25 protein-coding genes are annotated in these 25,875 nt (G+C 42.6%); 5 read left to right on the forward strand and 20 right to left on the reverse strand.

Annotated elements, in window-relative coordinates:
• Positions 1-216: 216 nt before the first annotated feature.
• The 5 genes from eno to DIU38_RS32560 form a co-directional block, all read right to left on the reverse strand.
• Complete coding sequence (gene eno / locus DIU38_RS32540) at positions 217-1,512, reverse strand: phosphopyruvate hydratase (RefSeq protein ID WP_090528991.1); 1,296 nt, start codon at positions 1,510-1,512, stop codon at positions 217-219.
• Between the two features lie 401 nt (positions 1,513-1,913).
• Positions 1,914-2,651: a DUF2490 domain-containing protein gene (locus DIU38_RS32545; RefSeq protein ID WP_112657912.1), complete on the reverse strand. Its 738-nt coding sequence runs from the start codon at positions 2,649-2,651 to the stop codon at positions 1,914-1,916.
• Between the two features lie 234 nt (positions 2,652-2,885).
• Positions 2,886-4,010, reverse strand: a complete 1,125-nt coding sequence (locus DIU38_RS32550; protein ID WP_090528984.1) for an ABC transporter permease — start codon at positions 4,008-4,010, stop codon at positions 2,886-2,888.
• A 106-nt stretch (positions 4,011-4,116) separates the two neighbouring features.
• Complete coding sequence (locus DIU38_RS32555) at positions 4,117-4,881, reverse strand: ABC transporter ATP-binding protein (protein WP_091165640.1); 765 nt, start codon at positions 4,879-4,881, stop codon at positions 4,117-4,119.
• Between the two features lie 569 nt (positions 4,882-5,450).
• Positions 5,451-5,660, reverse strand: coding sequence for a hypervirulence associated TUDOR domain-containing protein (locus tag DIU38_RS32560; protein WP_112652726.1), 210 nt, complete (start codon positions 5,658-5,660; stop codon positions 5,451-5,453).
• Positions 5,661-6,064: 404 nt separating this feature from the next.
• On the opposite strand from DIU38_RS32560, the gene DIU38_RS32565 reads away from it, so the two are divergent.
• Positions 6,065-6,541: a T6SS immunity protein Tdi1 domain-containing protein gene (locus tag DIU38_RS32565; protein ID WP_112652727.1), complete on the forward strand. Its 477-nt coding sequence runs from the start codon at positions 6,065-6,067 to the stop codon at positions 6,539-6,541.
• Positions 6,542-6,846: 305 nt separating this feature from the next.
• On the opposite strand, the gene DIU38_RS32570 is transcribed toward DIU38_RS32565, so the two are convergent.
• The 3 genes from DIU38_RS32570 to DIU38_RS32580 all read right to left on the reverse strand — a co-directional run bounded on the left by DIU38_RS32570 (position 6,847) and on the right by DIU38_RS32580 (position 8,981).
• Positions 6,847-7,560, reverse strand: coding sequence for an SIP domain-containing protein (locus tag DIU38_RS32570; RefSeq protein WP_112652728.1), 714 nt, complete (start codon positions 7,558-7,560; stop codon positions 6,847-6,849).
• A gap of 76 nt (positions 7,561-7,636) precedes the next feature.
• On the reverse strand, positions 7,637-8,485 hold the full coding sequence (locus DIU38_RS32575) for a helix-turn-helix domain-containing protein (RefSeq protein ID WP_112652729.1): 849 nt from the start codon (positions 8,483-8,485) through the stop codon (positions 7,637-7,639).
• Positions 8,486-8,654: 169 nt separating this feature from the next.
• Positions 8,655-8,981, reverse strand: a complete 327-nt coding sequence (locus DIU38_RS32580; RefSeq protein WP_090528970.1) for a DUF6686 family protein — start codon at positions 8,979-8,981, stop codon at positions 8,655-8,657.
• A 319-nt stretch (positions 8,982-9,300) separates the two neighbouring features.
• Here DIU38_RS32580 and DIU38_RS32585 point away from each other — a divergent pair, with 319 nt between their 5' ends.
• Together DIU38_RS32585 and DIU38_RS32590 are read left to right on the forward strand one after the other, a co-directional pair.
• Positions 9,301-9,855 (forward strand): hypothetical protein, encoded by a 555-nt coding sequence (locus tag DIU38_RS32585; RefSeq protein WP_112652730.1) that lies wholly within the window; start codon positions 9,301-9,303, stop codon positions 9,853-9,855.
• Positions 9,856-9,993: 138 nt separating this feature from the next.
• Positions 9,994-12,177: a TonB-dependent receptor family protein gene (locus DIU38_RS32590; protein WP_112652731.1), complete on the forward strand. Its 2,184-nt coding sequence runs from the start codon at positions 9,994-9,996 to the stop codon at positions 12,175-12,177.
• Positions 12,178-12,334: 157 nt separating this feature from the next.
• Here DIU38_RS32590 and DIU38_RS32595 read toward each other — a convergent pair whose 3' ends face one another.
• Positions 12,335-12,703, reverse strand: a complete 369-nt coding sequence (locus DIU38_RS32595) for a response regulator (protein WP_112652732.1) — start codon at positions 12,701-12,703, stop codon at positions 12,335-12,337.
• A gap of 132 nt (positions 12,704-12,835) precedes the next feature.
• Complete coding sequence (locus DIU38_RS32600) at positions 12,836-13,417, reverse strand: thymidine kinase (RefSeq protein ID WP_090528965.1); 582 nt, start codon at positions 13,415-13,417, stop codon at positions 12,836-12,838.
• Positions 13,418-13,490: 73 nt separating this feature from the next.
• Here DIU38_RS32600 and DIU38_RS32605 point away from each other — a divergent pair, with 73 nt between their 5' ends.
• Positions 13,491-14,564 (forward strand): hypothetical protein, encoded by a 1,074-nt coding sequence (locus DIU38_RS32605; RefSeq protein WP_112652733.1) that lies wholly within the window; start codon positions 13,491-13,493, stop codon positions 14,562-14,564.
• A gap of 87 nt (positions 14,565-14,651) precedes the next feature.
• Here the strand turns inward: DIU38_RS32605 and rodA are convergent, their stop codons facing one another.
• The 9 genes from rodA to DIU38_RS32650 form a co-directional block, all read right to left on the reverse strand.
• The gene (rodA, locus tag DIU38_RS32610; RefSeq protein WP_112652734.1) at positions 14,652-15,917 is read right to left on the reverse strand and encodes a rod shape-determining protein RodA; all 1,266 of its coding nucleotides are present in this window, start codon (positions 15,915-15,917) and stop codon (positions 14,652-14,654) included.
• On the reverse strand, positions 15,914-17,950 hold the full coding sequence (mrdA, locus tag DIU38_RS32615) for a penicillin-binding protein 2 (RefSeq protein ID WP_112652735.1): 2,037 nt from the start codon (positions 17,948-17,950) through the stop codon (positions 15,914-15,916). Before mrdA ends, rodA begins: the two co-directional genes overlap by 4 nt.
• The gene (locus DIU38_RS32620) at positions 17,947-18,465 is read right to left on the reverse strand and encodes a rod shape-determining protein MreD (protein ID WP_090528953.1); all 519 of its coding nucleotides are present in this window, start codon (positions 18,463-18,465) and stop codon (positions 17,947-17,949) included. Before DIU38_RS32620 ends, mrdA begins: the two co-directional genes overlap by 4 nt.
• Positions 18,458-19,291, reverse strand: coding sequence for a rod shape-determining protein MreC (mreC, locus tag DIU38_RS32625; protein WP_112652736.1), 834 nt, complete (start codon positions 19,289-19,291; stop codon positions 18,458-18,460). The genes DIU38_RS32620 and mreC overlap by 8 nt, the downstream gene beginning before the upstream one ends.
• Before the next feature lie 126 nt (positions 19,292-19,417).
• On the reverse strand, positions 19,418-20,440 hold the full coding sequence (locus DIU38_RS32630; RefSeq protein ID WP_090528947.1) for a rod shape-determining protein: 1,023 nt from the start codon (positions 20,438-20,440) through the stop codon (positions 19,418-19,420).
• Between the two features lie 273 nt (positions 20,441-20,713).
• Positions 20,714-22,240, reverse strand: a complete 1,527-nt coding sequence (purH, locus tag DIU38_RS32635) for a bifunctional phosphoribosylaminoimidazolecarboxamide formyltransferase/IMP cyclohydrolase (RefSeq protein WP_112652737.1) — start codon at positions 22,238-22,240, stop codon at positions 20,714-20,716.
• A gap of 150 nt (positions 22,241-22,390) precedes the next feature.
• Complete coding sequence (locus DIU38_RS32640; protein WP_112652738.1) at positions 22,391-22,756, reverse strand: four helix bundle protein; 366 nt, start codon at positions 22,754-22,756, stop codon at positions 22,391-22,393.
• Between the two features lie 98 nt (positions 22,757-22,854).
• Complete coding sequence (gene purN / locus DIU38_RS32645) at positions 22,855-23,433, reverse strand: phosphoribosylglycinamide formyltransferase (RefSeq protein ID WP_112652739.1); 579 nt, start codon at positions 23,431-23,433, stop codon at positions 22,855-22,857.
• A 107-nt stretch (positions 23,434-23,540) separates the two neighbouring features.
• Positions 23,541-24,047: a DUF5004 domain-containing protein gene (locus DIU38_RS32650; RefSeq protein ID WP_112652740.1), complete on the reverse strand. Its 507-nt coding sequence runs from the start codon at positions 24,045-24,047 to the stop codon at positions 23,541-23,543.
• Between the two features lie 89 nt (positions 24,048-24,136).
• Here DIU38_RS32650 and yiaK point away from each other — a divergent pair, with 89 nt between their 5' ends.
• On the forward strand, positions 24,137-25,120 hold the full coding sequence (yiaK, locus tag DIU38_RS32655; RefSeq protein WP_112652741.1) for a 3-dehydro-L-gulonate 2-dehydrogenase: 984 nt from the start codon (positions 24,137-24,139) through the stop codon (positions 25,118-25,120).
• Positions 25,121-25,144: 24 nt separating this feature from the next.
• Here yiaK and DIU38_RS32660 read toward each other — a convergent pair whose 3' ends face one another.
• On the reverse strand, positions 25,145-25,870 hold the full coding sequence (locus DIU38_RS32660) for an RluA family pseudouridine synthase (protein WP_112652742.1): 726 nt from the start codon (positions 25,868-25,870) through the stop codon (positions 25,145-25,147).
• Positions 25,871-25,875 lie beyond the last annotated feature (5 nt).

Here is a 25,875-nt window from a genome sequence, read left to right on the forward strand (position 1 = left end):
TTGCAGGAGGCAAAGGTATAAAAAAATAGGTGATTGAGATAGATAACTATAACAATGCACATCTATCAGGGTGTCATGCTGAGGTACTCGAAGCATGTGGGTAGGCCTCTGCGCGCGACCCTTCGACGGGCTCAGGGTGACGGCCCTCTTTTTTTAGCTAAAACAAAAAAGACCACCTGCTTTACACAGATGGCCTTCCATATTATTATCAAAAGATTACTTTTTAAAGTATTTGAAATCTTTACCGATGAATTTAGCGTTAGCGCCTAATTCTTCTTCGATACGTAATAACTGGTTGTATTTAGCAATCCTGTCTGAACGTGAAGCCGAACCAGTTTTGATTTGACCGCAGTTTAATGCAACAGCAAGGTCAGCAATGGTTGAGTCTTCAGTTTCGCCAGAGCGGTGGCTCATTACTGAGGTGAAGCCGTTGGTTTGAGCTAAAGTAACCGCATTGATAGTTTCGGTTAATGAACCAATTTGGTTTACTTTTACCAGGATTGAGTTAGCAATACCTTCGCTAACACCTCTTTGTAAACGTTTAGTGTTGGTTACAAACAAATCGTCACCTACTAACTGTACTTTTTTACCAATTTTGTCGGTTAAGATTTTCCAGCCTTCCCAATCGTCTTCGGCCATACCGTCTTCGATAGAGATAACAGGATATTTTGCTACTAATTCGGCAAGGTAATCAGCCTGCTCAGCGCTGGTGCGGATAGCACCTTTTTCGCCTTCAAATTTAGTATAGTCGTATTTACCGTCTTTGTAAAATTCAGACGCAGCACAGTCAAAAGCGATGAAGATATCTTCGCCGGCTTTGTACCCTGCTTTTTCAATAGCTTTTAAAATGGTTTCAACACCATCTTCAGTGCCTTCAAAAGTTGGAGCAAAACCACCTTCATCACCTACTGCAGTTGACAAACCGCGGTCGTGAAGGATTTTTTTCAGGTTGTGGAATACTTCGGTACCCCAACGTAAAGCCTCAGAGAATGAAGGAGCGCCAACCGGCATGATCATAAATTCCTGGAAAGCGATAGGGGCATCAGAGTGTGAACCACCGTTAACGATGTTCATCATAGGTATTGGCAGCGTGTTAGCGTTTACACCACCAATGTAGCGGTATAAAGGCTGGCGGCTTTCCTGGGCAGCAGCTTTAGCTACGGCTAATGAAACACCTAATATAGCGTTGGCACCAATTTTACCTTTGTTTTCGGTACCGTCAATTTCAATCATTAAAGCGTCGATAGCATTTTGTTCAAACACATCGATACCTTTTAATTCAGGAGCCAAAACTTCGTTTACATTTTCAACGGCTTTTAAAACGCCTTTGCCCATGTATTTTGATTTGTCGTTATCGCGAAGCTCAACAGCTTCGTGAACGCCGGTTGATGCACCTGAAGGTACAGCAGCGCGACCAAATGCGCCGTTCTCGGTTAAAACTTCTACCTCAATAGTAGGGTTACCGCGCGAATCTAAGATCTGGCGGGCATGCACATCAATTATTATGCTCATAGTGAATTGTCAGAGTGTGGTTTGAATGAATACTATTAATAACGGCGGCTAAGTTAATGCCTAAATAAGGAAAACGCAATTGAAATTTTGTATTTGTAACGATTATAGGCAATTAATGATGCGATTTAACATGAAATTAATATAGAATGAGTGGTTTTTTCATGAAAACGGATGTCTGAACCGGGATTTGGGTGGATTTTTATGATTTATAGGATTTTTCTTTCCTTGCTTCCCCGGTTGCCGTGTCTGCACGGCAACATGTAAGGTTTGAAATTTGGTTGCCGTGGAGACACGACAACGTGGGGGAGGGTAATTCAGTTTAAAAAAAATCGGTGTAATCAGAAAAAGAATCCGTGTAATCCCAGAAATAAAATCAACGTAATCATCCCACTCAATAGTGATTAATCGCTCGTAGTAGGGACGTGCTCACGCTGCACGGCATTTTTACGCTGGATGCGGTACATCAGGATGAGCATAATATTGTCCTTATCGCTTTTAGCGGCAGCCGAATAATTATATTGGTTGATCCAGCCAGCCTGTAAGATCCACGATTTATCAAACTGATAACCTACTGCGGCCGATATCCGATTACGTTCAAAGTTAGGTACCTTATTATTAAGGAATACTTCGTCGAAAACAGAAATGAACCAGGTTTTGGCTTCAATTTTGGTACTGTTTAAAGGCACAAATACGTTAAGTCTATAGCGGAAACGGTTACGGTAATCGCCGTTAACCCAGCGCTGCTCTACCCGATAGCGGTGTTCCAATTTTATGCGGTACAGGAACTGGTTGCTGGTGATCTGTTCCCAAAAACGGGTTTCGGTAGTTGTAGGGCCTTTACCAATATCCATATAATCAAAAGTAGTGTAGCGGCCGGTACCTAAAAGCGCGGTAAAGTTTCTGTCTATATCATAACTTACGCCAGCCTTTACCTCATAGTATTGAAACTGGCTGAATACATTATTAGTACGGGTTTGAAACTCGGTATAACCACCCCATTTGTGGGAACTATCGCCCGGCAAAACTACGGTTACTATGCCCCAGGTGCCTACTTTTGAATCTTGCGCCTTAACAGTAATTGAACATATAGTTAATAAAAAGAGCACTAAAGCGATGGAATTGACGGACTTGATTGTCATTGCAGAGATTATTTCTGCAAATATATTTCCTAAATGTTATCTTAATGTTAATATTAACACCGTTAATGTTAAAGTAATGTTAAGTGTTTGGGTTTGGATTCTGTTGGTAATATGGTTGAGACTTACAAAGTTTCTAAAACTTCGTAAGTCTGGATTTTAAAATTTGGGGTAGTACGAAGCAAAAAGGCATCAAGCGCGGTTATTCGGAAATCTCAAATGCCTGCATCTTTCCTGCTATTCCCACTTAAACGTTTTTACCGCTACCGCATAAATTCCGATAAACCAGGCAAAAAGAATCAGTAACTGGTGTGTAACATCACCTAAGCCCGCGCCCTCAAAAGCCACTTTACGCATAGCATCGTTTAAATGGGTTAGCGGTAACACCTTGCTGATATATTGCAGCCAATTTGGAAAGGCGGTGATTGAAAAAAAAGTACCCGAAAGCAGGAACTGCGGCAGCGTGATAATATTGGAAAGCGGTGGCACCGAACTTTCGTTTTTGGCGATGCCAGATACAGTAAAGCCGAATCCCATGAAAATGATCAACCCGATGGCCGAAAGTACCAGCATATTTAATACAGTTGTTACACCGTGGATCAGCGTAAAACCAAACATGTAATGCCCGACCAGTATAATAAATAACGAACCTAACAGGGAAAAGGCCAGCCTCGCAATAGCCTCGCCCAAAACAATGCTGTAACGTTTAACCGGGGTTGCAAAAAAGCGTTTGATAACCAATGTTAACCGTAAGCTCAGAAATACGAAAGCTGTACCAAAAACACCACTGCTTAACAACGAAAAACCCAATTGTCCGGGTAATATAAAGTCGATATATTTATACGGACGGCCGCTTATGGTTTCTTCTTTCAGGTCGATCAGGTTGGGGACTTTAACTGTGGTGTACGACTGAATGCGCTTCAATTCTTCCGACTGGATACGATAAAAAATGTTGTTCAGGGCTGATTTTAATACACTTCCTTTATCGCCCGATGCCTGGCTGTACTGTACATGAACGGTCATTGACGCTGGTGGAGCAAAAGGTTTAAGATCAAGTATTGCATCAAGGTTACCTTTTGCCAGGTTTTTGCTCATTTCATCAGCTGTTTGATCATGGATAAGGTGCATGATCTTGTTTTTTTTAAGCGCAGTGTAAACCGGGTTATTGGCGGATGTATCGCTGCCTTTGGCTACGCCCACATCTATCGACATGCCGCCACCCCCAATATTGGCAAAAACAATGATAAATATCAAGGGGAAAGCCAGTGTAAACACCACCGCCGAAGGGCTGCGTAATATCGACCGGAAACTGGCTTTGGCAATGGCCAGGGTTGCTTTTGTATTGCTGTATTTATTGTTCATTAGTTCAATGGTTCATTAGTTCATTGGTGCTTAGCACTCTCGATGGCATTGGGAATGTAGGCGTGTTGTAATTACTGCAACTGGAAACTCAAAACTGCCAACTGCACTATCCTTCCCGCCATTCCTTGCCGGTTAAATTAATGAATACATCCTCCAGGTTGGCCAGTTTTACCTGCTTTTTGCGTTCAAAGCCTGTGGCTACAAGCTCGTCGATAAAATGGTCGGGGGTGTCAATACCGATGATGTAGCCGCCGTCGACAAAGGCAACACGGTCGCATAGTACTTCGGCTTCATCCATATAGTGGGTAGTTATCACTACAGTGGTTCCCTGGTCGCGGATCTCGCGGATCAAATCCCAAAGGTTACGGCGGGCCTGCGGGTCGAGGCCGGTTGTGGGCTCATCCAGAAATATGATCCTTGGGTTATTGATTAATGTAGTAGCGATAGAAAAACGCTGTTTTTGCCCCCCGGAAAGATCTTTATATTTAGCCTTTGCCTTATCGGTAAGGGCAACTTTTTCCAGCATCTCCATCGGTGTTTTGTCGATACCGTACAGGCCCGAAAACAGTACGATCAACTCCGACAAGTTGAGGTTGGGGTAATAACCGGCGGCTTGTAGCTGCACGCCTATACGTTTTTTGATGCTATCAGCGTCGGTTTCAATGTCGAAGCCATCAACAATGATGCTGCCGGATGTTTTATCGCGAAGGGTTTCAATAATTTCGAGGGTAGTGGTTTTACCGGCACCGTTGGGGCCAAGCAGGCCGAAGATCTCGCCTTCGTAAACTTCAAAACTAATGCCTTTAACGGCTGCAAAATCGCCATAGTTTTTTACCAGGTTGTTTACAGTGATGATAGGTTGTTTTGTCATAGGGTAAAAATGCATCACATTCATGAAATAACCATGAGTTTTTCGGCGAAGTGCGCAATTTTTACGGTGAAAGCAGAGCTTTTTAAGAAACGTCATTGTCATCTCACGCTTGTTTGTAACCATGGATGTTGGGAAGACGATGGATTACAGGGAGTATTAGTGTAAAAAGCTATGTCATTGCGAGGAGGAACGACGAAGCAATCTCGTAGCTATGTAAATCGGACATGCATTGGCTACGAGATTGCCACGCTACGCTCGCAATGATATGGTTTTTATTTGTTTTCGAAGCAACTTTAATCTTCCCAACACCTGTGGTTTGTAACGAGTGCGTAACTCGGGTTTGCGTTTATAACGCAAAGGCGATACAATCGCCAAACCATATTAAGCGCTCGTTACAAACCAGCGTAAGGTGACTATATATGGCAAGTTTAAATAGCCTCTCTGTAAGTAGGGGATTGCTTCGTTCCTCGCAATGACGTTTTTTATAATTTAATATAGGTTGCGTAGAAGTATTAAGCAAAAAAGCCCGAATGCTTATCATTCAGGCTTTTAATTTCATGTGCAAAGGTTTAACGTTTCTTGCTTATTTCGCTTTCAGATTTCAGCACTTTGCTGCCGTTTTTCTGTTCAATTTCATAAGCCGGCTCTTGTTTGCTGGCGTTGCGTTTAACTTTTGCGCCTTTTATAGTTTTGCTTACCGGCTTATCATGCTTTTTAACGATATGGCCTTCAGCTTGGGATTTTCCCCATTTCCAGGTTACTTCATCTCCTTTTTTCATACGCTGTACCTTTTTAAGATAACATGCGTTTTGGGTTATTGATTTATCAAAGATGAAATAACCACCCCTCGGGGTGCCGGGACATTATTTTATTAAATGACCTATAGAATGAACGATAACAACGGCATGTTCCGCGGCTTTCATAACTAAATGGATCAATTGAATTGCAAGTAAAGTTTTCATGGCATTTATTTGTTGTTGTTTAGTGATCCAAAATTGCACACAAAAGGCACCCTGCCGTTAGGTTTATTAGGCGAAGCAAGTGCGGTTATCGGTGAACGGCAGTAAAACATCGGAGAAATACCGGTAAAAAAGTGATATCGTCGGTAAAACTTTGGAGAGTAAAAAGCAAAAACCTCAGAAGGATATTAACTTTGAGAGTAGGTGTTAACAATTTAACTTATATGGATTACTATTTAGATGAGCTTATAATAAATTTAAACGGTATAAATGCTGCCGGCTTAATGGATACCTGGTTATGGTTGATAAAAGATTTTAAGGAAATTTTAATGATATCAAAGCTCGGCGATCTGTTCTTTATAGGATATGATGACTGTATTTACTGGCTTGCAACGGATATGTGTGATTTATCGAAAGTTGCTGATAATAAACAAGAGTTTTACAGTTTTTTAAATGACGATGAAAAAGTGGATAACTGGTTCATGCCTCAATTGTTAAAGGAACTTGAAGATGCCTGTATTTATTTAGGTGATCACCAGGTTTACAGCTATAAGAAAATGCCGGTTTTAGGAGGAGAATATACAGTTAACAATCTTAAGCCTGTCGCTGTTAAAATTCATTTCGAATTCACCGGTATTATTGGTGAGCAAATTAAAGATCTGCCCAATGGAACAAACGTCAAAATTAAAATAGTCGACTAATTGAGGTTTTAAATAAATTTTGAATATTAAAAAGCCGCTTTGCAATCTTGCAAAGCGGCTTTGTTTTTCATAGGCAGATGAATATATCAACTGATGAGGTTAGCCAGAGCCTGGATAACGGTTACCGTACGCTCCTGCAGGGAGATCATCACAGCTATAAGTGGATTGTAAAATGTTTTCATAATAATGTTATTTGCCGCAAAGATGTGCCGTTAGCTCATTGTTGAACAGTTATTTTAGGTGAAACGGCATAAAATGTCGGTGAACGAGTTTCAGGTAAGGGAGAAGCGCTTTTAAACAAGCTTCTACGACCAAAAACCCTGTATCCTGATCTGGCTTGACGGGTACCCCTGCAGTTTTAACAATTTGCGTAATTCGCCTACCATGGTATGGTTGCCGGCAATGTAAAATACCGAGTGTTCCAGGTTATACTGTTGTTCCATTACCCACTGGATGAGGCTGTGGTGGCCGTATACATCATTACGTTCAATAGGCTTTAACGGCGATTTGAAATATTCGCCAAATAAACCCCTGTGATTTTCATCGGCCATAACTATAGCGCCCGAAAAACGCGTTGCGGGTAATACCATTTGCTGTAAGGCCAGCATATGCCCCATGCTGCTTTCATCGCCAAGGCCTATTATGGCCGGGGTGCCGGCCGGTGCGTGCCGGGTAGAACGGATTTTTAAATAGCGTACGATATCGTTTTTTTGAAGTTGTTTAGCCCATTTACTGCCGGGGCCGCTATGGGCTGCATCAATATACAGGGTGCAGGTGCTGGTTTCGGCATCCCAGCCGGCTGGGGTATAATCGCGGTAGGTGAGGTTATCAACTTTTATTTTTATGTAGGGTATTTCGTGCCAGTTTTGCATATCGGCCTGTGGTAAGTGCAGGTCGATCTCAATCATGGTCGACGGCTCCCAGTGCCTTACTTCAAGCACCCTGCCGCTTTGTAAAAGTTGGTTTTCAAACAAGCTGCCAGCCTTTCTTTTTAATTTATGAAGAGTGGATGTTTCCATGGTGTAGTGTTTTAATACTACAAAGAAACATTGAATTTTAGCCTCCTGAAATAGTAATTTCGGGGTAAATATTGGATTATTTACGGTGTTTGTCCCTGAACTCAAGTGGGGTGATGCATGCCGCTTTTTTAAACAGCCGGGAAAAATAGGTATGGTCATCATAGCCCAGTGCATGCGCAATCTCCTTTACGTTGAGGCCGCTGTAATACAGTAATCTTTTTGCTTCCAGCATTACTTCCTGAGTTATCCAGTAACTTACCGGGAAACCGGTGGTTTTCTTTAAAACCTCGTTAAGATATGATTCGGAAACATTAAGCATACCGGCGTATGCCGAAGGGCCTTTAATTGTGCGTACATGCCTCAACAACAACTTTTTAAACTGATGTGAAATTTGTGCCGGCCTTGAAAGCTGCTTTTCGGGCGTATAAACATTACTGAAAGTGGCTGCTGCCATGCCGGTAAATGATTGTATGAGCGATTGCAAAACCGGCAAAAAGAAAGCGCTGTTATCATCCTCACTGTTTTTTTCACGTAACAGGCAAAGGAGCTGCTGGTATTGCTTTAATTCAATATCGTTGAGTTGATAAGGCTGTTGCAAAAAAAGCTGGTTTTCAAAAATATTGCGGAAGTCGGCCGGAATATGCTGTGAATCGATGGCTACATACCAGCCACCGGCAAGTGCATTATTTATCCGGTGATGTACCTGCCCCGGCAGAATATAATAAAATGTGTTTTGGCAAAAATGAACTTCGTTAAAATCTATCATCAGCGATGCTGATCCGTTTTCAATCAAAAAAAACAGGTAGTGATCGTCGCGATGGGCGCCCATCGGCACTTTTTTTGAATCTTCGCCGCTTTCAAAGTGCCTGATCTCAAATCCCGAATTTGTTCGTTCATGTAGCTGGTGTACAGGGATATCTTTCATTTTGCAGGGTAGTTATTGTATTATGGTAACGCGATCTTTAACCGTGAGGTACATTTTCTGCAGGTTAAGGAATTTATTTTATATAGAATCTGTTAATTTGTTCAGCTGAATTAACTTTTGGCTCTGTACATTCTGCTTTCAGCTATATAATTATAGTAATTCCTGAGATTTATTTACCGCCATCAACCAGTGCATAAATCTCCTGCATGTAAATGGCTTCATCCATCGCAACGTGAAAGTCTTCCCATTCATCAACAGTAAAGGTAAGCTGGATATCATTGACCGGTGTACGCATCACCACGCGCTCCTGTCCGTCGGGAAATGGGAAAGAATGATCACCGAAATCAAGATCGATAGCGAAATTTTTAAACTGGATAAATTGATCGGGTGTAAAGCTAAGGATCAGGTTATGGTGCCATATAAATAGGCATTGGCATTCGGAGCAACGGCTTACTACCGATGTTCCCTTTTGGCTGAGTATTTTAGCATCGCACATAAATTCCGGTAATTAAAAATGAATTGGTGCCTGCTCTGCTGATTAAATGTTTGATATAAACAATTAAACTACAGAACAGGACTTTATATTTTAAGCATTAATAATCAAATAATTGTTAATGGGCTTGCGACTTCCTGTTTTGCGCATAGTGTATTAACAGCAACAAAGAAATACGTTATTTAGAATAAATCCAAATAAAAATAAAGAAAACTCCAAAAAGTATTCAGAATTAATTACTTTGAGTTTATTTTTTTTAATATATGACCTATTATATCCCTAAAATTTGTGTAGCATTGCTGTTGTTTAGACTGATTATTGATTGAAAAAGACCTTTGCCATTGTAATGTTAGTTACCCATATGCTCAATTTGCTGGGGTACATGGCGCTTAATCAGTATTTTTTTAACAGATTAAACAAAGTAATTGCCCGGCAAATTGCCAGGGGTAAATATGATTCGCGCGATCTCATTGAAATTAAGATTGGCCAAAACCTGCCCTTTATACATGATTGGGACAGCTATGTGAATGTTTCGGGGCAGTTACAGTTGGATGGTGTTTCGTACAACTATGTAAAACTAAGGGTTACCCGCGATACGCTGTACGTGCAGTGCATCCCCAACTATGAAACTACCAGGTTGCTGAATGAAAATGTGATCTGCGCTAAAAAGCTATATAGTAAGCCTATCAGCAAACGCACACATGAATCATCAGAAAAAAAATTGGGCAGCGATGCTAAATATAATTACCCTGAAATTTCATACGCTTTTATAAAACCGGCAGAGCTTGTTCAGCCTCCCGGCACATTTATCTATATCAGTATACCTGACGGTGTTGTATCTGTCGGCGGTCGGCCTCCGGAAGTGGCACTTGCCTAAATTATATCCGGTAATTAACTTGTTCCCTCAATCTTGATAACTCGCATTGATATGCCTGTAATACGCTGCGCGTATGCATTGCCCGTTCATCATTATTGTGCCTGAGCAGCATCCCCCAAAATCTTTTTATTTGAATAAATGAATACCCTTTATAAAATTTCATTACCCGTGCTATTTATGTGTTGCGCGGGCTTTGCCCGGGCACAGCATAAAAGCGTTAAAGATACCCTGCAACTTGACAGTGTTATTATTAAAGAAAGCAGGCCAAAACATTTGCCCAATGTATCCGGTATCAACATTTTTGCCGGAAAAAAAACCTTTGATATTTTTCTTGACGCCGGAAAAGCAAATTTAGTTAATAATAATGCCCGTATGACCTTTGCAAAAGTTCCCGGCGTTAACATCTGGGAAATGGACGGAGCCGGTTTACAGCTCAATATCGGTACCCGGGGTACGGACACCCACCGCTCTATCGAAACCAACATCAGGCAAAATGGCTATAACACCAACTCGGATATGTTTGGCTATCCCGAAAATCATTATAATGTGCCATTCCAGGCGGTAAGCGAAATTCAGATAGTGCGCGGTTCGGCGGCATTGCAATTTGGCAGCCAGTTTGGCGGCATGGTTAACTTCAAACTTAAAGAAGGCGACAGTACTAAGGTGCTGGGTTTTGAAAGCGAACAATCGGCCGGTTCAAACAGGTTTTTCAATTCGTATAACGCCATTGGCGGCAAAGTGGGTAAGGTTAGTTATTATGCTTTTTACACCGCCCGTACCGGCGACGGCTGGCGGCCTGATGCCGCTTTTAACTCCCGCGCTTACTACGCCAGCCTCAAATACCAGTTTAATGATCAGGGCAGCATAGCTTTCCAGTTTTCAAGATCAGACTACAGGCAGCAAATAGCCGGTGGTTTAACCGACACACAATTTGAAGCAAACAATCGTCAGTCGACCCGTGCGCGTAATTTTTTTAATCCTGAAATTAATATCCCGGCATTGTTGTTCAATTACCGGTTTGATAAAAATACCAGGCTGGAAGTTACCTCGCATGTACTGTTTGGTCAGCGTAATAGTGTGCAGTTCATTAACACGGCCAATATACCTGATACAGTTAATACAAGTTTGAAAACGTTTAATCCGCGCCAGGTCGACCGTGATTATTATGCCGGTTTCACTACCGAAGCCCGCTTGCTGCATACGTACAAACTCGGTAATCTCAGCAGCTCGTTTACCGCAGGTATAAGGTATTTTGAAGAAACTACCAAACGTAAGCAAAAAGGCACAGGCACGGCAGCATCTGATTTTGACCTGCGCCTGGTTAAAGATTATGGCATCGACCTGAGATTGCATACTTTAAACTATGCAGCCTTTGCCGAAAATATGTTCCAGGTAACTCAGGCATTTACAGTTACCCCCGGTATGCGTTTTGAGCAGATCAATACCACTACTTCGGGTGTTATTGTAAACCGTACGGTGCCTGTAAAGTATAAGGATAATCGCAACTTTCCGCTGTTTGGTACTGGTTTGCAATACCAGTTTGCCGGCGGAAACCAGCTTTACGGTAATATTGCACAGGCTTACCGCCCTTATATTTATGCTGCCGTTACCCCGGCAGACCAGTTGACCATTATCGATCCGAACATCAAGGATAGCAAAGGTTATGATGCCGACCTGGGTTACCGCGGTCATATCAGCACATTATTTAGTTTTGATGTTAATGCTTTTTACGTTTACTACGGAAACAGGGCAGGTACATTAACCCAAACTGATGCCAATAACGTAGCCCATCTTTACATGACCAACATTGGTAATGGCGTGGCTAAAGGTATTGAGGCCTTTACCGAAGTTTCGCTGATCCGCTCGTTTGATAAATCTTCGGGGAGTGATCTCCGTGTGTTCAACTCGCTATCGTACACGCATGGTCGTTACACCAGTGGTTCTATCAATCAAAATGGTAAAAATGTAAGTTTGAAGGATAACAACCTGGAAGGCACTCCCGATTGCATAGACCGTGCAGGTTTAACGTTTTTAAGCGGCCATGTAAGCAGCACACTGCAATACAGCTATGTAGGGAAAAGCTTTAGTGATGCCAATAATACTGCTTTTAATGCCACCGGCGCTACCGGTATAGTACCCGCGTATCATTTGTTCGACTGGGCTTTCAATTATGGTTTTCTAAAAAACTACCATCTCACGGCCAATGTGAACAACTTATTTAACGCTAAATATTTTACACGCCGTATTAACATGTACCCCGGACCGGGCATTTTACCGGCCGACGGGCGTACGTTTAATATTGGGTTTGGCGTGAAAATATAGCCCCGGCTCCAAAATCTCTCCAGAGAGGGGGAGTGCTTAAAGTGTTCAACGGCATTCCTTCAAAGCTCTGTCCTTTTGGAGAGGATTTAGGTGAGGCCTAACAAAACGGCCCTTCAAATTAATGGAGGGCCGTTTTATTTATACTGATAAGGATTGCTTACTTGATATGCTTTTTTACGATCTCTGAAAGTGATGTCAGATCAAATGGCTTGGCAAGGTACCCATCGGCGTTACCGGCTTTGGCAATTTCTTTGATATTGCTCACGGCCGAAATAATGATCACGGGGATGTGGCTGGTAGCCGGATTGTCTTTTATACTTTTACTTAGCTGCTGCCCGTTGGCGTCACTGCTCCAATCGGTAAGCCAGTTATCAAGCAAAATAAGGTCGGGGTTAATAGTAGTAAGGGTACGCAGGATTCGGGCATTGTCGGATTGTATTACTTCGTAACCTTCTTCCTCCAACACATACACTACTGTATCGCGGATATCTTTATCGTCCTCTATAACTAAAACCTTTTTGGCCATAAGCTTGATTGCTTTATACTTTATTAAAGCACCTTCTTTTTGAAGCTGCTGTGTTTAAGTACATAACAATCAAATACCCGGTATTTGTTTTAGTTATAGTATTAAATAAAAAATATATTATTTAATTAAATGTTAACCCGCAACGGTATTATAGCATGCCCTGCAGCGGGGCTCATAGCTTTCCTTTTCGCCTAATAATATTTTTGAATTATCATGTACCAGGCGGTACGAGTATTGGGCCGGATTACCACACCTTACGCAAACGGCCTGCAGCTTGGTTACCGACTCGGCAATGGCCATAATGTTGGGCATTGAGCCAAATGGGCGGCCTTTAAAATCCATATCCAAACCGGCTACAATTACACGTACACCGCGGTTGGCCAGTACGGTACATACCTCGGGGAGTTCATCGTCAAAAAATTGCGCTTCATCAACACCTATTACATGGGCATCACTGGCCAGCAGTAAAATAGCCGAAGCGCTATCAACCGGGGTAGAAGTTATTTTGCTGGCATTGTGCGAAATGATGGCATCCTCGCCATAACGGGTATCGGCTTTAGGGCTAAAAATCTCAACCTTAAGCTTGGCAATGCGGGCACGGTTAAGCCTCCTGATCAGCTCTTCGGTTTTGCCCGAGAACATTGATCCGCAGATAACCTCAATACTGCCGCCTACTTCGCTTTTACGCCTGAAAACCTCTTCGTGATATACCATTTATGACTTTTATAGTCGGCAAATATCAGAATTTAATCCTATTTTTGGTAAGCATTTTCCTAACATTGAGGCCATGAAGCAAATGGATGTATTTAAAAAGATAGGTGGGATTTTAAAAGAGCTTAATGATCAATACGACTACCTTGCAGCTGATCCCAGCGAACTTAACGAGCTTGAATTAGAACTTTTTGTAGCCAATGCCCATTTTTTAAAAGACCATGCCGAAATATTGCGCCGCATCAACGAGCGCACGGTAGCTCCTTCACTGCTTGCAGAAAAAAACCAGCCGGCAGCTGAAGAACATACACCGGTAACCCTGGTATTACCTCCCGCTCCGGTGCCGGTAACGGCTCCGCCTGCAAAGGAGGAAGCCTTGCATGAGCAGCGCTTTTTTGAACCGGTAGTACAACAGCACGTCCCTGTGCCGGTTGATAAGATAGAACTTACCAGCGATGCTGAACCACCGGCCCCTGTGCCGTTTAACCCGGTAAAAATAGAAGTGATCAACACGGTTCCCGAAATAAAGGAAACGCCCGAACCGCAAATAAATATTGCTGCCGAAAAAGATACAGATACTTATTCATTTCAACAGGAAATTCCTGAAGGAAGCAGCTTTGAACTAAATTTAAACGAGGCTGATACCTGGGATGATGAAGCTGACAGGTTTGAGCAGGAAGAGCTGATTGGTGAACTTCCCGAAAAGCCGGTGGAGGTAATACCCATAGCCGAACAGCCAAAGCCCGTGCCGGTAATTGAGCCCGTAAAACCCGCAGCAGAGCCTGTTGTTGCTACAGCCCCTTCGGCAGATACAGGTAGCAGCCAGCAGGTACTCACCTTTAATCAAAGGATCATGGCCCAAAAGGCCGAGAAAGCTAACAACGCGGCAAGCACCACTGCCGAGCTGCCGGTTACCGATCTTAAATCGGCCATAAACCTGAATGATAAGCTGCTTTATATAAAAGATCTGTTTAATGGTTACAGCCTGGCCTATAGTGAAGCTATTGAGATAGTAAACCGTTTTAACACCTTTGAAGAAGCCGAACGCTTCCTGAAAACAAACTACGTAGTTAAAAACAACTGGGAAAGTAAAGCGTCAACAGCCGATAAGTTTTATGCTTTGTTACGACGGAGATATCCTGCTTCGTAGCGGTTTAGTTCATAGTTGATGGTTCATGGTGAAGACGATTTTAGAGGTACCCCAACTTTCTGACTTACGGACTTCTGACTAAAATTATCAAACATTCGATTTCCTGTTTGAATCGAGTTTGATAAGCGTGAACAGGAGCATGGTAAAACTTAGTAATGACGAGCCTCCATAGCTGATAAACGGTAGGGGGATTCCAATAACGGGCACTACGCCAATTGTCATACCGATATTGATTACTACGTGAAAAAACAGCACTGAAGCTACACCGTAACCGTAAATACGCGTAAAAGGCGATCGCTGCCGTTCGGCAATGAGAATTACCCGTAATATCAGGAACATAAAAAGGCTTATTACCGTTAATGAACCTGCAAAGCCCCATTCTTCGCCGACGGTGCAGAAAATAAAGTCGGTACTTTGCTCGGGTACAAACGAGTATTGGGTTTGTGTACCATGTAAATAACCTTTACCCCACATTTTTCCGGAGCCTATAGCTATTTTCGACTGGTTTACATTATAACCTTTTCCCTTTAAATCGGTGGTGATACCCAGTAGTATGTTAATACGCTCTGTTTGATGTTTCTTTAAAACGTGGGTATAAATAAACTTTACACTGAATATAAACGCTATCGAGATTGCAAGGCCGATGATCACGGTTTTGATCAGCTGCCTGTTACGCTTAAATAAAAAGATAATAAAAGCGGTTATTACAGCCAGGATCAGGATAATATACAGCGGATTGTATAATAGCGACGTAACGAAAAGGGTGATGAACAACCCCGCTATCACCAGGAAATAAGGAGAAAGCCCTTCGCGGTATAAAACAAATATCAAAGAGCAAAATACCAGTGTTGAACCGGTATCGGGCTGCAGCATGATCAGCAACATCGGGAACCCGATAATCACGGCGGCCGTTAAAAATGATTTGGGTTCGGTAACCCGGATGTTGGTGCCGCTTAAATATCGCGCAAGCAATAAACAGGTTGCAAACTTGGCAAACTCCGAAGGCTGCAGCCGGAAACCGCCGCCCATGTTGATCCAGGCCTGGTTACCGCCTACGTTTCGGCCTATTACCAACACCAGTATCAGCAGCAAAACTATTACTACATAAAATGCTGGGGCCAGGGCAGCAATGAACCGGCTTTCGAGTAGCAGGATAACAATACCAATCACTACAGATACGCAAATAAAGATGAACTGCTTACCGTAATTGGTTGAGGCATCAACTATGCTGGGGTGATTGACGTCAAAAACTGCAGCATGAATATTGAACCAACCAATGGTGCAAAGTACCAGGTACAAAAAAACTGTAAGCCAATCTACATTGAAAAAGAAACTCCGCTGCTGAGTGCTCATGACTTGCCCGGCCTCCCGCCCGTTAATGATTTAATCCAGTTCGCCGGTTTATTGTTATAAGCTGATTCGCGCCTTTCTTTTTTTATCGAATCGGCCTTGAATTTTTTTATTGAATCAGCTTTGAATTTTTTGATAGAATCAACCTTTGCCGCCCTGATACTGTCACGCCTGCGTTCTTTTTGCAGGTCTTGAGCATAAAGGCTAAGATCGGGCAGGCGGTTGGCATTTGCATAATAATCAACTGTAATTCCCGATTCGCGCGGGCTGATCTTACCTTTTAGATATTTTTCAACTATGAAGCTTGCAATAGGAGCGGCCCAATGCGCACCCTCGCCCGAGTTTTCAACTACAACAGCAATCGCTATCTTAGGATTATCGCGTGGGGCGAAAGCCACAAATACCGAGTTATCCTCACCATGCGGATTTTGCGCGGTACCGGTTTTACCGCACATAATAATATCGGGTATCTTTGATCTGCGGGCTGTACCGTTTTCAACTACTGCCTGCATTCCGTTAATAACAGGCTCAAAATATCCCGAATCTATCCCAACGTAGTTTTTTTCAACGTATTCTTTTTTAATTACGTTTTTGGTACCTATAGCTTTAATTAAATGCGGTTTATAATAAAACCCGCGATTGGCAATAGTACACTCCAGGTTAGCCATTTGCAATGGGGTTGCCAAAAGCTCGCCCTGGCCAATAGCCAATGAAATGATGGTGCTTGAACGCCAGCCGCCTTTGCGATAAACGTTGTCGTAATGCAAAGGTGTGGGTACGTTGCCCCGGCTTTCGGCAGGCATGTCAAGATCCAATCTGGCACCGAGGCCAAATTTCATCACATTGGCCCGCCATGCTGCAAAATTGGCTTCAGTCCGTTTCACGCCGTACCGGTCAACAATACGCTGAAATACCATCGAAAAATAACCGTTACATGATTCGGCCACCGCCCTGCTCATGTTTACCGAACCATGTGCTTCACCTTTATTACACGGGACCAACCTGTTGCCCGCCCGGTAGTGCCCGGTGCAATAGTAGGTTTCGCCCGGGTTAACGATGCCCTCCTGCAGCGCGATAAGGGCACTTAATGGTTTAAATGATGAGCCGGGAGGATATTGCGCCTGGATAGGCCGGATGAAAAATGGCTTATACGGGTTATTGTACATTTTGGCAAGGTTATTACCGCGCTGACGGCCTACCATGAGGTTAGGGTCATAGGTAGGGCTGCTCACATAACATAAAATCTCGCCCGATGATGGCTCTATGGCCACAATACTGCCCAGTTTGTTTTGCATCAGTTTTTCACCGAGCCTTTGCAGGTCAACGTCTAACGACGAGGTCAAACGTTCGCCCGAACGGGGTACGGTATCAAGCGCGCCATTGGCAAATGAACCTTTGGGTACACCATGCGAGTCTACCATTTGTACCTGTACCCCGCGTTGACCGCGCAGCACATTTTCGTATGCCTTTTCAACGCCGGTAACGCCGATATAATCGCCAAGGCGGTAATATCCGTTTGAGCGTTTGATATCCCTGTCGGTGACCTCGCCAATAAAACCTAAAAACTGTGCGGCTACCGAGTCGGGATACGTGCGTATGGTGCGGGGCACTATAGCGAAGCCCGGAAACTCAAACAGCTTTTCCTGCAATGAAGCATACAACTGAACAGAGAGTTGTTTTTCAAATACGGATGCTGTATTAGGCGATTGTTTTTTAGCCTTGGTAAAGCGCTTGTCGAAACCCTCTTTGTCGATACCTATCATTTTGCAAAATAACATGGTATCAAAAGGTTTTACTTCCTTGGGGTTAACGGTAACATCATAAATGGGTTCGTTTTGTACAAGGATTTTGCCGTTACGGTCAAGTATAGGCCCGCGGGCAGGGTAAAGTATGGTAGTACGCCTTACGTTACTGTTGGCATAGATCTCGTACTTATCATCAACTATCTGGATATAGTACAGCCTTCCCAGCAGGGCTAATATGATAGCTATAAAAATACCGGTAACAACGTAGCGGCGTTCAAAAAACTTATTCATTTACGTTCTTTCCTTCTGAAAAATAGCAGGCCCGAAATTAGTATTAAAAATACGGTAAACAATGAACTCAAAACAACACGGCTTAGTGTGTATTGTATTTCAGAAAAACTAAAAACCTCTAAATTAAGCAGGAAAAAGTGGTGGAATAAAGTAAGTATCAACACATAAGTAAAAAACCACCTGAAACCCATGATACTCAAAGTAGGTTCGGGCTCGTTATCAAAGCCATCCTTTTGTACCGTGATGCTGATGAAAAGTACACGTACCAATGCCAGCACAACGCAGGCCGCAGCATGAAGCCCCGGTGTATCATAAAAAGCATCAATAGTGAGGCCTGTCAGGAACGAGAGTACAAACAGCAGTGGATTAGGTACTTCAAAGGGAAGCAACAAAATGAAAAGGATATAGAAATAAGGGGTGGCAAGATTATAAAACGTTATGTTTTTTAACAGGAAAACCTGCATAAAAACCAAAACTATAAACCTAACAAGGTTAACAAGGATAGTTCTACTCATTTTTGTTTTGTACGGCCTCCAGTACCGTTTGTTCACCGGCAAATTTGTTATTTACCACGTAAACGTATTGAAGCTTTGTAAAATCAACAGCTAAGGCTACCTCAACGTTGATGAGTAAACCGCCGCCTTTGGCATGCAGGTTGGTAACTTTGCCAAACGGTATACCGGTAGGGAAAAGCGAATAGCCCGAGGTAACCACCGTATCGCCAATTTTGGGCTGAGCATTATTCTGGATATCTATCAATACCCCCCTGTGCGGATCAAGATCGTTACCCCATACAAACGAGCCTATATCTTTAGTACCTGCAAGCATGGCGCTAAAACGCGTGTTTTTATGCAAAACCGATTGGATAATAGCTAAATGCTCGGTTACGGCAATAACCTGCCCCACAACGCCTGTACCTGTTATTACACCCATATCCTTTTGGATCCCATCCCTGCTGCCCCGGTTAATAGTAATGTAGTTGCTGCGTTTATTGAATGAATTATTGATTACCTTGGCTACAATATAAGTATATTGTTGTTTGTAAACGGTATCATTAACCTTGTGTTTTTCAACAGTATCAACATACATAGAAGCTTTGAGCTGGCCGCGAAGTTTGGCATTTTCGCGGGCAAGGCTATCGTTGGTTTCTTTTAATGACAGGTATTCTTTTAAAGCATCAACCTGGCTGTACAAGGTACCGGTTACTTTATTGGTTGAGTTAATAAAAGACGCTTTTTGAAACGAGTTGTATTTGATATATATAAGCAGCGAACTAATCTCAAAAATCAGGAATAAAAAAAACGCGTTATACTTAGTAATAAATATCCAAAGGTTACGCATTGTTGGAGATTAGTTAATTGGAGATCAGAGATTAGTTGTCTATAGCAAAATTAGAAATTAGGAATCGGAGATAAGTATTTTAATAATAACTAATCTCCAATCCCTAACCTCTAATCACTAACTCAGTTACTGCATTAAAAATTTAAAATTGCCAATGTTTTTAAGGGCGGTGCCGGTTCCGCGTACTACGGCGCGAAGAGGGTCTTCGGCAACGTGAACGGGTAGTTTGGTTTTGGCAGCCACGCGCTTATCCAAACCGCGCAATAACGCACCTCCACCGGTTAAGTAGATGCCGGTTTGATAAATATCGGCCGAAAGCTCGGGAGGGGTAATTTCCAACGCTTTTAATATCGCTTCCTCAATTTTTGAAATTGATTTATCAAGGCAATGCGCAATCTCGGTATATGATACCATAATTTGTTTTGGAACACCGGTCATCAGGTCACGGCCTTGTACGGCAAAATCACCCGGTGGCTCGCTTAGTTCAGGAAGCGCGGCGCCAACCTCAATTTTAATTTTTTCGGCAGTACGGTCACCAATCATGATGTTATGCTGACGACGGATATATTGTACAATGTCCGAATCAAAGTTATCACCCGCAACACGGATTGACTGGTCGCAAACAATACCTGATAAAGCAATAACGGCAATTTCGGTAGTACCACCACCAATATCGATGATCATGTTGCCCATAGGCTCTTCCACGTCGATGCCGATACCTACAGCAGCAGCCATTGGTTCGTGGATGAGGTAAACCTCCTTGGCGCCGGCAATCTCGGCCGAGTCGCGCACGGCGCGTTTCTCAACCTCGGTAATGCCCGAAGGGATACAGATCACCATACGCAGTGATGGAAAGAACCATCCCTTACCCTGGTTAATCATTTTGATCATCCCGCGGATCATGTGCTCGGCAGCGTTAAAGTCGGCAATTACACCGTCTTTAAGCGGGCGCACGGTACGGATATTATCGTGCGTTTTACCTTCCATTTGCATGGCCTGCCTGCCAATGGCAATCACTTTATTGGTTGTTCTGTCAAACGCCACGATCGAGGGTTCGTCAACAACAACTTTGTCGTTATGTATAATGAGGGTATTTGCTGTACCTAAATCGATAGCAATTTCTTGTGTAAAAAAGTTAAATAAACCCATCTGGTATTTCTTTCAGTATGTTATGCAAAGTTTATAAAAATACGCTTAAATAGTTTAGCATTTTGCAAACTTAAGCGTTAAAAAATCACATTTATTGTGTTGGGGTTGGGTTGATAGAGCTTATTTATTAGATGGTTGACCGGATTTACAGGTAAATTAAGTTAAAACAGGTTAAAAACATTTTTCCTTTTCACCAAATCAATCTCTACTCTTCAATCAAACGTTTTTAACCTAATAAACTACTCACCAAATCAACCCGGTCAACCTTAAATGTTAGTGTTTAAAGTGACGTACGCCGGTAGTAACCATAGCCAGGCCTTTTTCATTGCACATGGCAACCGAAAGCTTGTCATTAATTGATCCGCCCGGTTGTAATATGGCGGTGATCCCGGCTTCGGCAGCCAGTTCGGCACAATCAGGGAAGGGGAAGAAAGCGTCGGACGCCATTACCGCACCGTTCAGATCGAAACCAAAGCTTTGAGCTTTAATAATGGCTTGCTTAAGTGCATCAACCCTTGATGTTTGACCAACGCCACTCGCCATTAGCTGGTTATTTTTAGCAAACACAATGGTGTTTGATTTGGTATGCTTCACAATTTTATTAGCAAAGAACAGGTCTTTCAATTCCGCCTCGGTAGGTGCTTTTTCGGTAACAGTTGTCATTTGGGCCGGGCCTTCAATAACGGCGTCTTTATCCTGCTCAATTACACCATTCAATAAGGTTTTGAAATGTTTAACAGGCAACTCAACCGGCTGGCGAACCAACAGGATGCGGTTCTTTTTGCCTGATAGTATCTGTACGGCTTCATCAGTGAAAGCAGGCGCGATCAGTACTTCATAAAATATCTTGTCGATCTCGGTAGCTGTTTCTGCGTCGATTTCGGCATTGGCAATAATTACGCCACCAAAGGCAGATACCGGGTCGCAGGCTAAAGCATCGATCCATGCTTCTTTAATAAATGAACGTGAAGCTACACCGCAGGCATTGGTATGCTTAAGGATAGCGATAGTAGGCTCGGTAAACTCATCAATAATAGCAACGGCAGCATCAACATCAACCAGGTTGTTGTATGAAAGCTCTTTGCCGTTCAGTTTGTTGAACATGGCATCAAGGTTACCATAAAAAGTTCCTTTTTGGTGAGGGTTTTCGCCGTAACGCAGAACCTGGCTGGTTTGGATACTTTGTTTAAATACCGGGAGTGGTTCTGCCTCGTTAAAGTAGTTGAAAATATGTGTATCGTAGTTTGACGATATGTTGAATGCTTTTTGAGCGAATGAACGGCGCTGATCAATTGTGGTAGCACCATCCTGTGTTTTTAGGATATTTTCCAGGCCTGCGTAGTCATCTTTTGAAGCTACGATCACTACATCTTTAAAGTTTTTTGCAGCTGCGCGGATCAAAGAGATCCCACCGATATCGATCTTTTCGATCACATCTTCGGCACCGGCGCCTGATTGTACAGTTTCTTCAAAGGGGTACAGGTCAACAATTACCAAATCAATTTCAGGGATTTCATATTGCTCTAATTGCTGTTTATCTCCACCAAAACTCCTGCGGGCCAAAATACCACCGAAAACCTTAGGGTGCAGGGTTTTAACACGGCCACCAAGGATTGAAGGGTAAGAGGTAAGGTCCTCAACCGGGATCACATTTACCCCTAAATTGCGGATAAAAGTTTCGGTCCCTCCGGTTGAATAGATATTTACACCAAGGCGGTTTAACTCATGAATGATGGGCTCTAAGTTATCTTTGTAATAAACAGAAATTAAAGCATTTTTTATTTGAACTGACTGGCTCATGTACACACTGTTTTTTGAGCCGCAAAGGTAGTGATTAGTGATTAGAGATTTGAGGTTAGAGATTAGTTTTTTTTAATCCTTGTTTTTAGAAGATATTGGAGGTTAGAGATTTGAGAATACGCTGTTTGAAAAAAGACAATTTTAGCTATGTTAATTCTCAAGTTGCTTCTTTAGATAGGAAATATAGCCATTAATCATTCGCATACATTCTTCGCAATCTTGTTTAAGATTGTCCATTGTTTGCTGATCTATGAGATTATTGTCAAAGGCTATGATCAAATGATCGATGGTTTCAGCTGCAGAGCCTCGTGCATTTACCAGGAATTTGGATGCATCTAAATAATGAAATCTACCATGACCCTCGGCAATATTATTTCCGATAGAACGGGATGAGCGGATGATTTGGTCAGTTAAACGATATTTTTCCTCGGCGGGAAACGCCTTCACTAATTCTGTGATGTTATTTCGTAATAAACGGGCCTTTTTCCAAACCTCTAAATCTGTAAAAGCTCCCATTAATCTAATCGTAGAACTTAAATATATGTAAAAAACTTTTTAACCCTCAAGAAAGACCTAATCTCTAACCTCCAACCTCTAATCTCTATAGATTAAAATCAACTCTTCATTTTCTTTAAAAGCGCTTCAACAACTTTCGGGAAATGGTTATGCTCGAGTTGCTGGCCTTTAAATTTTACGATTTCAAGCGTATCGCCAGGTTCAATTTTAAATTTCGACTGGTGGATAATCTCGCCTTCGTCAAAGTTTTCGTTAACAAAGTGAATGGTGATGCCGCTTTCCTCTTCTTTGTCTTCCAATATTTTGCGGTGTACGTTATCGCCGTACATGCCTTTGCCGCCATATTTGGGTAACAGGGCAGGATGCAGATTAATAATCTTATTGGGGAATGCTTTTAACAATGATTGGGGTACGAGCCATAAAAAGCCGGCAAGTACAATCAGATCAACCTGTAAATTTTTTAGCAGGCGGATAACGCCATCGGTTTCATAAAACTCATGGCGACTGAAAATATGCGAGGGTACTTCAAAGTTATCAGCACGCTGCAAAACGTAAGCTTGAGGATTATTGGTAAGTATCAGCACAACTTCGGCCTCGGCATTGCGTTTAAAATGCTCCATTAACTTTTGAGCGTTTGAGCCGGAACCTGAAGCGAAAATGGCAATTCTTTTTTTCATCGATAATTTGTTTTTCAACGAAGATGAAGCTACAATAGTTTCATCGGGCTGACTGTTTACTTGGCATTGAAACTATTAAAACCATTTTACAATTAAAAATATTAAAACTATTGGGTGGCAGTTACTTTTTGCCTGATAAACCCGTAACGCATAATGCGTCGTTTTTTTGTTGCCGAATAGTTTGGTTCAACATCCCCTGTTTCTAATACCAGCGAATAATTACCCAAGGTAACTATTTTAGTGTTTTCAAATGGCTTTGAGGTACCGCCCGATGCTTTGGTGGTATCTTTACAAACCATATCCGAAATTAAAAATAATTTATTTGCAGTAAGCGACCAGCGGCCCTTCGCGGTATCTGATCTGCATTGAAAATTAGTGTAGCTGCAGGAATTGTCGGCATTGAAGGTAAAAAGTTGGGTATCCTGGCAAGTTTGGTTTAAGGTATCTAAAGAAACCTGGGCATCACCCACATAATTGGTAACGGTTATAGAAGCCAATTGCCAGTTACCTGCTAATAATCCGGGTATATGGCTTAAGTTATCTTTCTTGCATGAATTAACAATCAGCGCAATACTTATTAAAAACAGGAAAAACAACAGCGGGGTTCTTTTCATTTATTAAAGGCAAAATTATAAAATATGGTTGATTACCTTGCATCAGTACACTGTAATAAACGCTATAAATTAAATTTATTTCAAAACCTATGCGCGTTCCATACCAAAAACTTGAAGCCGAATTTGAAAGAGTACTATTAAGTATTGATCTGCCGCTTGAAAAGGCCCGGCAATGCGCCGCCATTTTTGCCGCCAACAGCAGGGATGGTGTTTACAGTCATGGCCTTAACCGGTTTCCTGCTTTTGTACAAACTATAAAGGAAGACTTGTTTAAACCGGATGCGGAAGCTGTAATGGTAAACAATCTGGGTGCAATTGAGCAATGGAACGGCAATTTTGGTCTTGGTATGTTAAACGCAAACAGGTGCATGAGCCGGGCTATTGAACTGGCCGGGGAGTACGGCATAGGCTGCGTGGCTATCAAAAATACCAACCACTGGATGCGTGGCGGTACTTATGGCTTGCAGGCGGCTGATGCCGGATTTATAGGCATTTGTTTTACAAACACCATTGCTAACCTGCCGCCCTGGGGTGGGCTCGACCCGCGGCTTGGTAATAATCCGTTGGTTATAGCGGTGCCGCGTAAGGGTGGGCATATCCTGCTGGACATGGCTATTTCACAATACTCGGTAGGTAAGCTAATGGAAAGCAAATCGCAAAATAAACGTTTGACATTGCCCGGCGGCTATGACCAAGAAGGGAATTTAAGTACTGATGCCGATGCCATTTTGCAGTCAAAGCGGATGCTGCCCATTGGCTTTTGGAAAGGGTCGGGTTTATCGCTGATGCTTGATCTGCTGGCGACCTTATTAAGCGGAGGAAAATCTACCTCAAAAATCAGCGAACACGAAAAGGAGTGGGGCGTATCGCAAGTGTTTATCTGCCTGAAAACAGATACTGAGCAAAATGAGCGTTTGATAAATGAAATCCTGAGCTACACCAAAAGCAGCAATCCTGTTGATGGTGAACAGGTTTCATACCCTGGCGAAAATATGCTGAAAACCAGAGAACGGAATTCATTGGAAGGCATTCCGGTTGATGAGGAGATCTGGGAAAGGGTTTTGGCGATGTGAACCGATAGATTGACATCAATAGATTCACCCTACCATCATTCCCTCAAATTTTTCCCAAAAGCCATCCCGTGGTACAGGAGCGATAATAGCAACTGGTTCGTTTTTTACCGGGTGTACAAAAGTAAGCTTGCGAGCATGCAGGCAAATGCTTTTACGCAGGCTGCCGCGGGGGTAGCCATATTTATTATCGCCCACAATAGGGCAACCCAAAGTTGAAAGCTGTACCCTGATCTGGTGCGGGCGGCCGGTTATCGGGTCTACTTCAATTAAATAATACCCGTTTAGTTCGCCAACTAATTTATAGCTCAGTTCAGATCGTAAGCTACCCTGAACTTCTCTGTCATGGGCTTTGGTTACATTTTTTTGTGAGTTTTTTACCAGCCAGTGTACCAGGGTGCCTTCTTCGGGGAATGGTTTTTTGCGCACTACTGCATAATAGGTTTTATGCATTTCACGGGCTTTAAACATTTTGTTGATCCGGTCGAGCGCTTTACTGGTTTTGGCAAACAGGATCACGCCGCTTACCGGTCTGTCCAGCCGGTGCACTACGCCTAAAAACGCACCGTTGGGCTTGCTGTATTTTTTGGCGATGTATTTTTTTACTTTTTCGTCCAAGGGCTCATCGCCGGTTTCATCAACCTGTACAATGTCTCCCGCGCGTTTATTTATGGCAATAAGGTGGTTGTCCTCATAAAGAACATCTTTATCGGTAATATCATTGCTGCTGTAATTAAATTCAGGACGGGCCATTGTTT

This window comes from Mucilaginibacter metallidurans (assembly GCF_003286435.2).
GTDB classification, from domain to species: domain Bacteria; phylum Bacteroidota; class Bacteroidia; order Sphingobacteriales; family Sphingobacteriaceae; genus Mucilaginibacter; species Mucilaginibacter gossypii.